Origin of the sequence: Hydrogenophaga sp. OTU3427 (assembly GCF_038440225.1) — a bacterium.
GTDB lineage: Bacteria > Pseudomonadota > Gammaproteobacteria > Burkholderiales > Burkholderiaceae_C > Hydrogenophaga.
The window spans coordinates 1-13,422 of sequence record NZ_JASATI010000073.1; the positions used below are offsets into that span (position 1 = coordinate 1).

A 13,422-nucleotide genomic window follows, 5' to 3' on the forward strand; every position below is an offset into this window, starting at 1 on the left:
GAGGGGTCGCACCCCAGACAGTTGCTTGACCATCAGCCTCCCAACTTGGTGACGACACGGGGTCCATGAATCGGCTATGGCTGATTGCAACATCCTGATCGGCAAACAAGGTGCTCCACAAAATCATCCACTTAAGAGGATGGTCACCAACGCGATTGCGCAGAAGATCATGAATCCACTCCCCAGAAGCCAACCACTGCCAAGGCCCTTCTGAACGCCTGAGCCATTCAGCAACCGGCGAATGAGAAAACCAGTTAGTCAGATGGGACTTGTCGAGCGGATGAAGCCAACTTGTGACACCATGTTCTCTTAGCCCCAACAGAATAGCTTGCCGGACAGATGCGACATCTACAACTCCTGCGCGAGCCACCTGCAATGAAAGCCTAGCGATACGGTTTAGCATTTCGCCTTGCGCCGCCTCAAGCTGAGGCAGGCGATTCTGCAATCGCACAAGCGGCGGAAGAACCCACTGCGATGCATTTGTCCGCAAGGTCCTCAACTGTTGTTCATGCTCAAGACACACCCACGCCCCGGGAAGTTGATGCGGCAAGCGCCAGCGCGGCAAACCCCAGGTGATCATGTCTTCTTTAATGCAGTCCTCGCAGTAGTACATCGCACTGTTGTCATGTAGGCCACTTGCAGGCATGCCCCATAGCAGACGCCATCCTGGGCCCACCCTGCTTTCAAGCTGGGCATACAGCTTCTGCCGGCGCGATGCCAAAAGAAACGGGATGAACAATCCAATCGGGGTTCGGGTGAAAAGCAACGACTCAATATCCCCCAAAGCAAAATTTGTCACATCGACGAAATGATGCATATTTCTGGGCGCATCACGGTCTCGACAAGCATGCTCTGAGTCAAACAGCAAGGCACCCGTATCGCGCGCTGATCCATTCCCGTGAACTGCATGAAAACTGGAGATCCACGAATACAAGGTTTCGTCCGATCGCCAGCCAGGAATGTATGCAAGCTTCGCGACCATGGTTATTTACTCATTCAGGCAAAAAGCCAGCCGCCTGGGTGAGGCTTTGAATAGTAGCCTCTTGAAACTTTCGAGCTCTGATCTCGGCAGCAGAGAGTCTATCGGAGGGAGTCGGATTGTCTTTCGTCGGTCTAGGTTTACTTGTGGGTGTGCGCTGCTTGAATTTGACCTTGCGCGAGGGGTCTTGCTCGGCAGGAGCCGCCGCCCTATACTGATCCTGCTCTGCAGGATTAGTGGTCGACCAAAGCTTGCGGAAATATTCCCAAGAAATATCATTGAAGCGCTTCAGTGAGTGCCAGTCTCTTCTCACGAAAGCATCGATCCGTTCGTGAACTTCAATCATCTTGGGACTTGTACGATAGATCTGATCAACCAATTCAGGTGTTACCTGTCGCGCCCCTTGGCGTAGCGCCGCGTCTTGAACTTCGATACGTAGCCGTGCGAGGTAACGAGGCACACCACCGGTTCTCCTCCACACAAACCCCGCCAACGTCTGATCGTAGGGCTCTTTCGAGAAAGGGATGTATTCAGCATCCGGCTGATCGAGTAGGGTCGGACTCCAAAGGCCAGGAATCCAATCCTCAAGCCACTCCTCGGATGTAGGATCAAGCGTCGGTAACAAGTGATACCACCCTCCCTCTGAGAAACGATCGACGTCTTGGGAGAAGTTATTCAAGTTAGCGAATGCAAGCGGGTTGCCGATTAAAACAGTTGGCGTTCCCCAATTGAGCAAACGCAGAAAAAAAGTAACGAACTCTCGACTGAACGGGGACTGGCTAAGATTTCGCTCTTGCGCTTCTTCAATCACGAGCAAACCGCAACGGTGAACAGAGAGCAGGTGCAGAAACACCACCAGCAATTTCTCAACACTCCATGATTTTGACGAGTACTTGTCAGAATAACTTGTACCGAGCGCATTATCCAGCTCTCTAAATGCTCCCTCCATAAAGCCGCCGCGCGACCCATCGGACGGCATATGGACCTTAAGCCAACAGAGCTGCTTGAAAAATTTCCATCCACACTCTTCATTTTCACCATGCTCAACGACCTGCGGATAGAGGCTCAAGAAGCGATCTACCAACTGGGACTTCCCCATACCAGTTATTCCATCGATCACCATGCCAGAGGCGAAAGAGGGCCACCACTGCACATCGGCAAGCTTCTGCCCCTTAAGCTGACCTGCCGTGAAGATAAACTTTCGCGATGCAGCAAGCAACGGATCCCTCAGCATGTAGCCATCAAATATCATTTGTTGCAATGACAAACAGATCGAAAGTCCTTGAACCGTGGGAATAAAAGTGCTTCTGAAACTCGTTAGTAGCTGCATCCGCTCCTGCAGTGGAATCCCAGCAAGATTCTCTGGCGTGATTGGGCAAAAACGAAGCTGCAAAGCCAATTCCACAGGAGTCAGTTTCTTTGGGAAAGCTGCGATAAGAGGGTTGTTTTTGACACGATCAAGTGATTCTCTCAATGGATTAGCCAAAATAGTATGCCCCATAAAATATCACCCACTTTTCACTTGGTTCGAGATTCACGGATGGCTTGCGCAAGATCACGGAGCGGGCTAAACGACTTTATGGCAGGCGAGTCGTGACTCTCTTGACGTTCGGCAAGGACTGGGCTCTGCTTGAGCTCCTTAGGCGTATTTGGCATACCCGTCATAGCGACTTGCTCAAGTTTGGTGTTGAGCCGCTTTTCTCGCTTTAACTCTGCTTTACTTGGCTTACCGCCACGAGCCCGAATTTCTTTATTCCGCTCCTTGTTGGCAACCTGAACTGAGCGATTCAACGTCGCAATGGCATTGACCCCCTCTTGGATTTTGTTGGCCTTATCCAAAAATGCACGAATTCGATCGTCCCGGCTGATAGCGAGCCAGTCCAGCAAGGCCAACTCATGCATATCCGGATCCCGTGAGCGCAATGTCATGCACTTGAGTCCGCCAAGGTTGACCCAGATTTTTGAAAGATCTGAAGGGTTGAGGTGGGCATCTAGATGCCAACGTTTATTTTTGGATAAAATTCCAGACCTCTGCAAGTATTCGTTGCTATAAACCAAACCAGGTATGATTCTCTTTCCGCTGAATGTGGGATCGTAAAGGTGTATACCGTCGGGCTGAACACATGCCATTAATCGCGGAAGGCATCTGATTCGCAACTGCTGTATGTTTTGCGGAGCTGATGTCGTGTAACCATTTTCAAGCATCCATTCGACGACGCCACGCCTCGTCGGTTCGACCCCATCCTGCCGCATCTCCATCGTCGGCAACGTGATTAATTCCTCATTGTTATGAAAAAGAACATGCCGAATGAGATGAGGCATATATTCAAAGAGGTTCAGCCTGGCAAGGCTGGCTCGACTAGGCTCTCCTCTTGCCGCCCTACGCCCCATCGTAGAGCCTGGCATCGCATGATCGACATGTGCGTGAATACTTGCATGCTTGGATTCTTGTGGAGCTTTATTGATGGCATCGTACGCCGCTCCGAAATTTGCGCCGACTTCCATCTCTTCAAGCGTACGCATTACGAGTTGCCCTTTACCTTCCCCATTGTCCATAACAAATTGACGAAAAGTCATCGGCAGCCAATCTCGGGATTTAATTTTAATTCCAAACCGTGCGCAGTATTCAACCTTATCTTCGGCCGCATGAAGAATCGCCAACAACGCTGTCGTCTGGCTTACGCTTTCAAAACCAACATGGTGCCCAAAAATATAATCAGTTGCGGCACCTTGAATATCAGTCCGAAATGGGGATGAAAGCACCTTAAGACGAGACGCACAGGAAACCAATGTTTGGTCACAGCTTGTGCTGTCGAGAAATGCCTCACCATTGACTGCCAGATGCCTCTCTTTTGTCTGTCCCTGGCGTTGCAAATATGTGCGCCGCCTCTCGGTTTCTCCCTTATTGATCGCAACCGCAGAGAGAGCATCAGAGTCACGACGCCCCCAATACTCAAACTGTTTTACGGTGTATTTTCGCGCTTCCGGTCGCAGTGTGACCTTTGCGCCCGAACCATCCCAACGCACTGATTTGACAAACCATGTTTCCAGTGTTTGTTTAAATGCCTTTCTCACAGATACACCACGGCGCTTGAACTTTTTCCAACCCATAGCAAAGTGTATTCGTGCGAATTTATCGCAATTCAGTCCCGGGGCACGCCCTCCTTCAAGATCGCGCTCATCCACCGGTCTCCCTGTCTTCACTCGACTGATTTTTGTATCACCAGGGTTACCGCATCGCGTGTACCATGGCAGCAATCCGTTCCTATTACCAAGCGCCAAGATATATGCATTTAAACTCCGCTGGATGCGCGCGCACCCCTTAAAATTGAGCTCTTTAGCCCTCCGCTTCGGCCAACCTGCAAACGCAGGATCCATCACAATCTGCTCAATCGTGCGCCCATGAACAAATGGACGTATGAGTCGATAAGCTTCAGAGCGCCGCTTTAGCCAAGCCTTTAGATTTCGTCGCGAGTCATTAATCAATCCAGCTGGACTGTTATTTTTTAGCTGCTCTGGCGTTAGTAGCCAGTGAGATGGCACCTCAAAATCCACGACACCGTAAGCACCATCTTGCACCCGAGTTTCTAGAGCGGAGAGATCGTGGCCAACCGGACGACGGACATAGTTCTTTTGATGTCCCAATGCGTCTTTGCCTGGAAACCTTACAATCATTGCTAAATTTTTCTGTTTATCTATGTGCACGACCCTTCCGTAAAGCATTGGCTCTTTTTCCGCCATATGCACTCGAAGCACACAACCTATCGCAATTGGCTCAAACATTGCAGCCCCCAAAATAGCGTGCCCTCATCGCATTGATTACAGAACACCCTCCTCGCTTGATAAGCCTACGCATTTGCACTCGCTGGGTTAAGTCAACATCAATCAAATGAAGCCAGACTCCTAACCTAAAGAAAGCAAACGCTGCATCATCATCAACACCCACCTCCTGACCTGCGGCAAGCACGGCACACTTTACAAAACGATCGTTCGAGTACTCATTAAATCTTCCCACAAAATCTTGAAATCTATCCGTTTTTTTGTGAGCCCGAAGAAAGCTCACAGCCGGACGCAACCATGCAAGTTGAAGGATCAGATTTTCATTGAATTTCGTTCCGTCTTCGTAACAATGGTGTGCCCCTACTGTTTTGCAGTACATACGGTCTAGCTCAATACGCTCCTGAGCTCTGACGCTTTGTTCGGCAATTTCCTTGGGTTTGCAACTTATCCCAACAAGTCTCCATTCACTACCCTGCCGAACCCGGAACATCAAGTCGATTGAGGCGATATAGGGAACCTTCGTTCCGACAAAATTCCCGTGTTCGATTCCAGTAAGGCGCGCAATCTCCAACAACCCCGGCACTGTGCCGTACCGTGCGTCCATGTCCTCATTCATCCCACTGTCGGGGTGTGGATGCTCGTATGGCCACAATGGCAAGCACTCCCTCAACTCATCGGCGCCCAAGTAACTGACAGACAAGGCTGTGTGGTATTCGAGTTTGCTGAGAAAGTGATGATTTCTAGTTTGAATTCCAACGCTGTCAAAGACCTGATGGCTCGTAGGCGAAGAGAAGTTTTTTCGAATCCGAATCCATGGCATGTAAAAGTCACCACGGCCTTGACCAAATCCATAGCGGATAGCCCGATTTACTTGATCCAGTTTTATTTTTGTGTGAACTGAGGGTTTAACTACACTACGTGATGCCTCCCGCTCAGCATCCAACAGATAGAGATACGGAACGCTGTAGCCAGCTTGGGCTGCGATCGCATTTGCGCTCTCTCGACCAGAGTGATCTATGGGCATGGCTGCGCCTTTCTCTATGAGCAGACGTAAAGCAGGTCGGGCGCGACAAGATGGTCACGCCGATTGCGCAACCTCAGCCGCAGGTGTTCATCGCATGTGACAGCGCTTCGTTTGAATTGGGCTGACTGCCCAGCAAGAGCGAGGCGAGATCCACTGTGCGGAGTGCTTTGGCTAAGTAGATGTACTCATCACGCTCCCTTCAGATTGCTGTGCGTGCACCGCGCCCGTCACCCGACGTTCGCAGTTACTTGATCTGGGGAGTTGACGTGCCGGTTGGGCACGTGTAGATTTCAGTTTCCAGGCCGAAATCTGTGGATTTTTCCCCAGTACGAACACGCCGCAAGGATCCGTCCTTGCGGCGTTTTTGTTTTTGGCACTACCTGCTCATGACACCCCCCAAGTCAGTAAAACATGGCATCCATTCATATGGTCCGTCTTCAAAGCAAGTTAGCGGGCCGGGTACCACTCTTGCTCTCGTCGGCTTGAGTGTTGAGCTCCAAGTGCGCAAGCTTCATGTCATTTACGGGCTCAATGACTCCCGCCTTCAGTCCCAACAGCACACATATTTGGTGGCTTTGGCCCCGCTGGCCGCTGGTTCGCCCGGCCAAAACTCGATAGGTCAGCTGCGCGGAGACACCATGTCGCCTGGCCCAATCACTGACCGACATGCCACGACGACGGAACTCCTCGCGGACGTCCTCAACCGTAAGAACATCTACAATATTGTTCACGATGATATCCAATGTTCAAAAAAGTGTAGAACATGTTCACATTAGTGATCATGATACCGCCCCTGCGAGCCAGGTCAAGCCCCGGCCGTTTGGCGCCCGTCTCCGTGAAGAGCGTTTGCGGGTCGGGCTTACGCAGGTACAGATGGCTGAGGTTGGTGGCATCAAAAGGACCACCCAACACCTCTACGAATCAGATGTCCGCACGCCTGATCTGGACTACCTGGTGCGTGTACGTGATGCTGGGCTGGATCTCAGCTACTTGGTGCTGGGATATCGAGAGGCCCGCCATAGCGAAGATTTTTTGACCTTCAGTCGAACTGCTCTTTCCAACATCTATCAATTTGTGGACGAGGTGTGTGTCGACGCTGACGGCAGGCTGCAGGCGCTAGCAGTCCGGTTGCGCGTGTTTCAACTACTCTGCTCCATCATGAAAGATCAGGATGCAAGCACCTCAAGCCTTGAGGTGATCCGTGAGGAGTTCGCACGATTTACCGGTACTTGAAGGCAGGCTATGGTCAGCTTGATAATCAAGAAGGCCGTGGCCCTGATCATCAACATCCAGGCTTCGGTCGATCTGTTTTGGTCAGGGGTGTGGTGGATTGGACTGCGGCGCTGGTGGCAAGAACGTAGGTTGGCTGCAGTTCTTGAGAAGAATGGCGAGCTGTCCTTGGTCACGCGGCGAGTCACAGAGCAGTACCGCATTCTTCAGCGGAACATCAGATTCTGGCGAGTATCCCCCCCTCTCATCTTAGATGTGCTTGAGGCATGTCACGATGCAGGGGTCCCCATACACGACCTGCAATTACTCGCCTTGAACAAAGACATCAAACTTATTGACGGGATCATCAAAGTAAGAACGTCTTTCTCGCATGACGTGCTTGCCTACCTGGCGGTGAGCGTGGCTTGGGCTAGCTGGGCCATGCCGTTATCGCTAATTGCAGCTTCACCACTACCATGGTTTTGGAAGCTCATAGGCCTGACGGCAACGACTTTGCTGTTCTGGGTGCTTTGGCGTGGCTGGGCGCTTTACACCACATTAGGCAACGCAGCTATCAAGCGTTCAGGATCAGTAGTCGAGGAGGTTGCGATGCAGGTGCGCCGCTCATCGCCCATCGCTCAGATGACTTACGTTGACGATAGGCTCGTGGCTAGAGATCCGATGAGCCGGGATTAGAAGCAGGAGCAAACTGCAGAGCCATGAGGCGGCCACCTTGCCATGCGCAGACCAATCCGCTTTGGCCTGTGCAACGGCAACACAATTCGCCAGCCGCCGCCTAGTCACACCAGATGATTCGGCCATGACTTACCCAAAAGTGGGACCGACATCCTTTTTTCACGTCCACAGACGGGTAGAGCGATGGTCGTCCATCGCGATCAGCAGTGACGCCCCATCGAGGCCGCGCGACGTCGAATGCGGCTAACTGGATGGAGCGCCCGCATCCGCACGGACACCGCATTCCAACGCAGATGTTTTCTCCAGCCTCACGCGCCAGCACCAGGTCACGTCTAGGCAGACGTTGGGGCAAAGTATCGCCTTCGATAATGACCATGCGACGCGCCGGCCCATACCGGTCCCACGCGCGACGTAGCATTTGAACGAACTTCATGCTTGAACACCTTTCGTACGCTTGGCGGGTCGAAAGGAGGGCAGTCCCAGCAGCGGCTCAGCTGCCCCGCGACCAAGTTTTCGGTTTGGCTGCGCCTTGAACTGGCTCTCTGCGGTGTAGATCTCCTCCCCGGCCGCCAAGCTGAACTGCGTCCTCGCGAATCGCTCGTTAGGGTCATGGCGAAAAGGGTAGACGCGGGCGACCAGCTCCATCACGCAGGCCGACGCGGCGCGCATGTTCAGCGCGATAACCGAGGGTGCCTCCTCCCTTACGCCGCGCAGATAACCCGCATTCACCTCCTCGGCATGCGCTTCGGGTGCCGCGCGCCGGAGGTACTCTTCGCGCAAGGATTCTGGAGAATAGACCCCACGGTCACGCAGGGTCGCGCCGCCGGGCTGAACGTAGTCGATTCGACCGCAAACATCAGCGATGACGCGGTTTCCCCCTGCGGTCTTTCGCGTAGGGATTGTGACCCCCACATCGAACAGCGGCATACAGAACGACGCTGCGATCTCGTCAGCAATGTGCCGAGCATCCAGGGTATCCACGCAGCTGCAAAGAATGTCTGCCTGGCTGGCCAGCAAAACGGATTCCCTTTCCGTGATTGACGCGGCCAGGGGGACCGCCACGCCGTCGCCGCGATACAGCGAGATGGCGTTTGACATCATGTCAACTTTGTGGCGCTCACTCTTGGCATCCTCGAGGGTCGAGTTGAGGATGCGGTTGAGGTTCTTCTTCTCCACCCGATCGTGGTCGATCAGGATTACGCGGCCGAAGCCCATACGCGCCAGTTGTTCTGCGACAGGGGACCCGGTTCCCGAAACGCCGATAACGCATACAGACAGGCGGGAAAGTTCGTCCGTTGCCTCGGACGTGAAGGCCAGCGGCCGCCGTTTGAACGCTTCATCGCGCCACCACCAGCGTAGGTCGTGGCCAACAACGCTGACCGCGTCGAAGTCGTGTGGCGCCAGGTCACCCCCGTACCAGCGCGCCGCCATCGCTCCCACGGGCGTCATGATGGCCGTGGCATGGCAGGTGCCGTAGCCATGTAGTAGGCTCCCGATCGTGACCTGATCACTTCGATCATCGAAGTCCGAGAAGCCGAACAGTCCCCCGGGGTGTGAGTGAGTCAGGACCAGCGCGAGCTTGTCAGCCTCTGCACGAGAGACCGCCTCAGCGATCGCTTTGCCGGGCCAGGACAAGTAGTCCCGCTCACGCTTGCATGCATCGTGCGGCACCATGATCTGATCGCGCACGATGAAGCGCACGCGGGGCGCAGGCGTACGACTGCAAAGCAGGATCGCCGATGCTTCCAGTCCGTCACCGGGAAACAGATGACGGCGCAGTTCTGCGTGCTGCGATTCCGTCAAGGAGAGCATCGACGCCGGCTTCATTGAGCCACCTCTTTGCGCAGCGAAGATTCGACCAACGCCAGGTGGGTGATGACGTTGTCTGAGTCAGCCTTCCAGGCAGCGTTCTGGCCACGGTGACGGGACCAGCGCTGGAAGGACTGCCCCATGATCAACTCGTGGTGCTCCGTGTTCGGAATACCTGCCCCGGTGGTGAGCCTCAGCGCCGGGAAGACGTAAAACATGTCGATCTGTGCGCTCGGGTAGTTCGGCGGGACCTCCAAGGCGAGCGTCACGCGACGCTGGCCGCTGTAGCCCGTCGGGACCTGGAGCGCGTGGATGACCAGCCAGCGCCGTCCCGCTTCGACGAAAGTCTCCCACAGCGCGTAACGCTCGTTAAGAAAGGCCTCGTCCTCTTCCTGGAGCGCGAACTCCTGGCGCACCGCCTGCACCACCTCGCCGTTACCGACGTCGCGCGGGATCAGCCAAAGCTTCTCGATTCCCGGCGTGCGCAACTCGATGACCGTCGAGAGTTCGACCGGCACCTTCTGCTGGCTCTCGTACTTCAGATAAACATCCCAGTCTTCCGGCACGAAGTCGGCCATGACGAGCGCCTCGCGCACGGTGATGGCGGGCGTGTGCACTTCCAGGCGGACACCCTGGACATTCAGCACCCAGGTTGCCTTACGGCTATAGAAGGACTCAACACCGGTGCCCGACAGGTCGATGACGTCCCCATTCTGTAGGAGGCGATCGGCGACATCTTGCTGTTCGAAGTACAGCTCCTTGTCGTCCGGCACCTTGCCCAATTTGCGGACGATTTCGCCCGAGATACTAGCGACGGGCCAGTCGACGCGGCGACCGTCAATGGTCAAACGGAATGAGCGGTCACTTTCGATGACGATGAACTTGTCACCGCCCACAAGCTGGACCACCTCGTCCGGGCGCAGATCCTCGAAGCCACCATCAGGCAGCAGTTGCAGTACCGTCAGTTGCTGGTTGAGTGCAAATCCGGCGGCTGCGGAGATCTGGGCCCCGGTTGGCGTCCGATCAGCCATCTGAATCTTGCGGAAGCGCAGATCCACGCCAGCCACCTCAATAGCGGCGGTGCGTTCGACATTCGAGGTATCAGTGTGATTCATGGCGCGTCCTTTCAACGCAAGAGAGACAGTTTGTGCCGTAGCAGTTGCTTTGGCGGCGCCCAATTGCTATAAAGCAATCAGTGCAGCAACTGTACTGCACCAATTGCCCAAGGGCAACAAATTGCTCATGAGCAATTTGCATCCAAATGTAACGAAAGGACTGCGCATGACGAACAAGCAAGAGTTCGACTCGGAAGGGTTCTATGCGGCACTCGATAGAGCGGTGACCACCCGCAAGGCCACATGGAAGGATGTGAGCGTCGCGACCGGCGTAAGTCAAACCACCTTGACTCGCATGGGTCAAGGTCGAAAACCAGACGCCGCCAGCATGGCCGCCCTCTCGGCTTGGGCTGGCATCAACCCGGCGAGCTTTGTAGCGGGGCACTTCCCAAGACCGGCGACTGGTCAGACCCTTCAACAAGTGGCGCTGCTTTTCCGCCAAGACGCAGCGCTGTCGCCCGTTGCCCGCCGAAAGCTTGAGGCCATCGTTGAGACGGCCTACAACAACCTTAAAGAGGATGTCCCCGAGGACAAACCGCAGGAATGAAATTGATTCGCGGATTCAAGACCTACTCCGAGCGGCTCGTTCAAAACGTTCGGACGGAAATGGGACTTAGGGAGCTTGATCCTATGGACATGGACGCCCTAGCAACGCACCTCCACATTCCATACTGGCCTCTCAGCAGATTCCTTGAAGCCGCGAATGAGACCAAGGCATGCGTCAACGTCGCAGAGATATACAAGAGCGTCTCGGCATTCACATTTTTCGAGGGGCGGCGACGACGCATCGTCTTCAACGACGAGCATGGCTCCGCCCGCCACCGCTCGAACATGGCCCACGAGCTCGCCCACGCCCTCCTTCAACACCCCGCGAGGGACTCAGGGGCAAGCACGGATGACGAGGAAAGAAACGAAGCGGAAGCGGCCTGGACCGGAGGCGTTCTGATGCTTCCAGCGCACCAGGCCCGCTACATCGCGGCCTCGCGAATGAACTCCAAGACGGCTGAGCAGCTTTTCCAACTCAGCCCAGAGATGCTGCGATTTCGCCTAAACGTCACAGGTGCGGCCAAGATGGCCGCTTAGGTGGCGCTCAGTACTCCAGTTCGCCACCGTTGACAGATTGCCGATCCTGCTTGGGAAGCTCATCTGGCATTTGCGGCGAGCTATCAGCCCCAGCCGGAAACTCTCCACCATGAAGCATCGGATCGAACTTGTCCAAGCGCTGCTGAAGCAACCGATCCTGTTTTGCCGGCTCAGTCACCCGAAGCCACTTTTCCAATGTGGACTTCAAACAATGCTGGCATAGGTCGACCTGAACGTTATTGCCGTCGCCAAAGATTGACCCATATCCAGCCTTGGCATCAATGCAGGTCATCTCATGAAACTCGATCTCACCGTCCGCCGCGAGAAGACCGCACCGATCACAGCGGATCTGCGAGGTAAATGTTTCAGGTCTCACATCCTTGATCTGCATGTTTGTGCTCCTTGCAGGGGCTGCATCGCTAACTGGCCCGCTGCGCTTTCATTACTTACTAAAACACGTTTTCTGCCCCGTTGCTCCGTCCCTCAATACGCCAAGATCAGACAATCCCACCATATTTGAGAGAGACCAAAATCTCTTTAACTTGCTCCGAACCGTACGCTGACTTCGCCCTCTCAAGAGGGGCCTCGCCATCCAAAATTGGATGCCCACAACGCAGCCACGCGAAAGTAGCGTCTAGCGTGTCAAAGGTGTCTTCTGCCAGGCATTGCAGCTCCAGCAAGCGCAGCACACTCTCGGCAGCGTGGATCGGAAGTACCTGATCTGAGGCAGCTTTTCGACGAGCGACTGATCGATTCAATCCAACAAGGTCAGCCATCGTACCGTTACCGATCCCAAGGTAGTCACCGAGCGCGATCAATGCCCGGCTGGGCACACCGCGTCTGACGATTTCGTAGGCAGTTGCTGATGGGAAGGGGATCGGCGTCTTGCGCCAATCCGCTTGATCGATTTGCCCTGTCATGTTCGGCTTGTTGGCCCCTTTTGGATGTTCGAAGCAGCCTGAAACAATGAGTCCCAGGAGTGCGTTGAATGCCTGCGAGCGCGTGGCAGTGTCCACAGAGGAGGAGAAGGAAGACAAAGTGGTTAGCACCGAAATTTCCTTGCAGGACTGCAATTACAGCCTCTGAGAGGAGAAGATGCAACTGTGCTACCTACCGCCGCACATGAGAGAAGCTCCGCCACACCTTGTTCGCGTAGCCTGAAGCTATGCCACCGTCGCCATGAGACCGCGAAACGACGCGACTGAACCCCATCGCCCAGTCGGCAAGACCGAAAAGCAACGTCTTACGAGAACAGCTGCGTATTCCAGTGCGAAAGCACCAGCGATTCCGATTTAAAGGCGCCACTTGTTCCGATTCAAACCCGCCAGCTAATCCAGTTCAGAACCGCCATCCAGTCGTGAGCGCACAGATAACTTGATACAGCCAGACAGTCTTGCGGTGGTAGCTCCAGTTCACTGGACAACCCGATCCGATGTCATGGTCAAAATGGACAGCGTTATCACCTATCAGGAGGGGGGTCTTTGTGACTCAGGCCTGTCAGGAGCTTCGCAACTTGCAAAGAAGCTGCTTGCCCATTGCAGAGGTGAGACCTGCTCGGCCAACAACCAAAAACAAATTTGGGGAAAACGGCCTGAAGAGCCAGGACCGATCATCCACCGCCAGCCATGGCGAATGAGCCCGACCGTCCGCCCGCAGCCAGGCCTGGCACTCGGCTTCCCGCTCGTAACTGATCAGAGTGTCGGGAACACTCGTGAGGTCACAGAACC

Annotated in this window: 14 protein-coding genes and 1 pseudogene; 4 read left to right on the plus strand and 11 right to left on the minus strand. The window is 54.6% G+C overall.

The genetic code is table 11. The features are described 5' to 3' along the window. The 5 genes from AAHB17_RS23540 to AAHB17_RS23560 all read right to left on the minus strand — a co-directional run. The coding region (locus tag AAHB17_RS23540) for a TniQ family protein (RefSeq protein WP_342133500.1) at nt 1-982 on the minus strand (982 nt) is incomplete at its 3' end. A gap of 10 nt (nt 983-992) precedes the next feature. Further along, nucleotides 993-2,480, minus strand: coding sequence for an ATP-binding protein (locus AAHB17_RS23545; protein ID WP_342133501.1), 1,488 nt, complete (start codon nt 2,478-2,480; stop codon nt 993-995). 17 nt (nt 2,481-2,497) lie between these two features. Next, entirely contained in the window at nt 2,498-4,762 is a 2,265-nt protein-coding gene (locus AAHB17_RS23550; protein ID WP_342133502.1) for a hypothetical protein, read from the minus strand. Continuing rightward, the gene (locus tag AAHB17_RS23555) at nt 4,755-5,783 is read right to left on the minus strand and encodes a hypothetical protein (RefSeq protein ID WP_342133503.1); all 1,029 of its coding nucleotides are present in this window, start codon (nt 5,781-5,783) and stop codon (nt 4,755-4,757) included. Before AAHB17_RS23555 ends, AAHB17_RS23550 begins: the two co-directional genes overlap by 8 nt. A 437-nt stretch (nt 5,784-6,220) precedes the next feature. Continuing rightward, a complete protein-coding gene (locus AAHB17_RS23560) occupies nt 6,221-6,514 on the minus strand; it encodes a DNA-binding protein (RefSeq protein ID WP_342133504.1) in 294 nt (97 codons plus the stop codon). 1 nt (nt 6,515) lies between these two features. On the opposite strand from AAHB17_RS23560, the gene AAHB17_RS23565 reads away from it, so the two are divergent. Then, complete coding sequence (locus AAHB17_RS23565; RefSeq protein ID WP_342133514.1) at nt 6,516-7,016, plus strand: helix-turn-helix domain-containing protein; 501 nt, start codon at nt 6,516-6,518, stop codon at nt 7,014-7,016. Nucleotides 7,017-7,052: 36 nt separating this feature from the next. Beyond that, entirely contained in the window at nt 7,053-7,688 is a 636-nt protein-coding gene (locus AAHB17_RS23570) for a hypothetical protein (protein WP_342133505.1), read from the plus strand. Between the two features lie 100 nt (nt 7,689-7,788). Here the strand turns inward: AAHB17_RS23570 and AAHB17_RS23575 are convergent, their stop codons facing one another. From AAHB17_RS23575 to AAHB17_RS23585, 3 genes are read right to left on the minus strand one after another with little or no spacing between them, the layout of a single operon-like run. Beyond that, nucleotides 7,789-8,121 carry a DUF6527 family protein gene (locus AAHB17_RS23575; RefSeq protein WP_342133506.1) on the minus strand — a complete coding sequence of 111 codons (333 nt, stop codon included), beginning with the start codon at nt 8,119-8,121 and terminating at the stop codon, nt 7,789-7,791. Beyond that, complete coding sequence (locus tag AAHB17_RS23580; protein ID WP_342133507.1) at nt 8,118-9,515, minus strand: ThiF family adenylyltransferase; 1,398 nt, start codon at nt 9,513-9,515, stop codon at nt 8,118-8,120. The genes AAHB17_RS23575 and AAHB17_RS23580 overlap by 4 nt, the downstream gene beginning before the upstream one ends. Next, nucleotides 9,512-10,612, minus strand: a complete 1,101-nt coding sequence (locus AAHB17_RS23585; protein WP_342133508.1) for a multiubiquitin domain-containing protein — start codon at nt 10,610-10,612, stop codon at nt 9,512-9,514. The genes AAHB17_RS23580 and AAHB17_RS23585 overlap by 4 nt, the downstream gene beginning before the upstream one ends. Between AAHB17_RS23585 and AAHB17_RS23590 the strand changes: the two genes are divergently transcribed. After that, nucleotides 10,611-11,159, plus strand: coding sequence for a hypothetical protein (locus AAHB17_RS23590; RefSeq protein ID WP_342133509.1), 549 nt, complete (start codon nt 10,611-10,613; stop codon nt 11,157-11,159). The genes AAHB17_RS23585 and AAHB17_RS23590 overlap by 2 nt on opposite strands. Next, entirely contained in the window at nt 11,156-11,695 is a 540-nt protein-coding gene (locus tag AAHB17_RS23595; RefSeq protein ID WP_342133510.1) for an ImmA/IrrE family metallo-endopeptidase, read from the plus strand. Before AAHB17_RS23590 ends, AAHB17_RS23595 begins: the two co-directional genes overlap by 4 nt. A gap of 7 nt (nt 11,696-11,702) precedes the next feature. Here the strand turns inward: AAHB17_RS23595 and AAHB17_RS23600 are convergent, their stop codons facing one another. From AAHB17_RS23600 to AAHB17_RS23610, 3 genes and pseudogenes are all read right to left on the minus strand, one after another. After that, nucleotides 11,703-12,086 (minus strand): hypothetical protein, encoded by a 384-nt coding sequence (locus tag AAHB17_RS23600; protein ID WP_342133511.1) that lies wholly within the window; start codon nt 12,084-12,086, stop codon nt 11,703-11,705. A 106-nt stretch (nt 12,087-12,192) separates the two neighbouring features. Continuing rightward, on the minus strand, nt 12,193-12,744 hold the full coding sequence (locus AAHB17_RS23605; RefSeq protein WP_342133512.1) for an antitoxin Xre-like helix-turn-helix domain-containing protein: 552 nt from the start codon (nt 12,742-12,744) through the stop codon (nt 12,193-12,195). Between the two features lie 448 nt (nt 12,745-13,192). Then, nucleotides 13,193-13,422: pseudogene (locus AAHB17_RS23610) on the minus strand (HAD domain-containing protein); the annotation flags it as partial.

Bases quoted from the DNA above. Each gene is read 5' to 3' on its own strand.
- AAHB17_RS23595 (WP_342133510.1), top strand. From the start codon at position 11,156: ATGAAATTGATTCGCGGATTCAAGACCTACTCCGAGCGGCTCGTTCAA.
- AAHB17_RS23590 (WP_342133509.1), top strand. From the start codon at position 10,611: ATGGCGCGTCCTTTCAACGCAAGAGAGACAGTTTGTGCCGTAGCAGTT.
- AAHB17_RS23580 (WP_342133507.1), bottom strand. From the start codon at position 9,515: ATGAAGCCGGCGTCGATGCTCTCCTTGACGGAATCGCAGCACGCAGAA.
- AAHB17_RS23545 (WP_342133501.1), bottom strand. From the start codon at position 2,480: ATGGGGCATACTATTTTGGCTAATCCATTGAGAGAATCACTTGATCGT.
- AAHB17_RS23600 (WP_342133511.1), bottom strand. From the start codon at position 12,086: ATGCAGATCAAGGATGTGAGACCTGAAACATTTACCTCGCAGATCCGC.
- AAHB17_RS23575 (WP_342133506.1), bottom strand. From the start codon at position 8,121: ATGAAGTTCGTTCAAATGCTACGTCGCGCGTGGGACCGGTATGGGCCG.
- AAHB17_RS23585 (WP_342133508.1), bottom strand. From the start codon at position 10,612: ATGAATCACACTGATACCTCGAATGTCGAACGCACCGCCGCTATTGAG.
- AAHB17_RS23550 (WP_342133502.1), bottom strand. From the start codon at position 4,762: ATGTTTGAGCCAATTGCGATAGGTTGTGTGCTTCGAGTGCATATGGCG.
- AAHB17_RS23555 (WP_342133503.1), bottom strand. From the start codon at position 5,783: ATGCCCATAGATCACTCTGGTCGAGAGAGCGCAAATGCGATCGCAGCC.
- AAHB17_RS23565 (WP_342133514.1), top strand. From the start codon at position 6,516: ATGATATCCAATGTTCAAAAAAGTGTAGAACATGTTCACATTAGTGAT.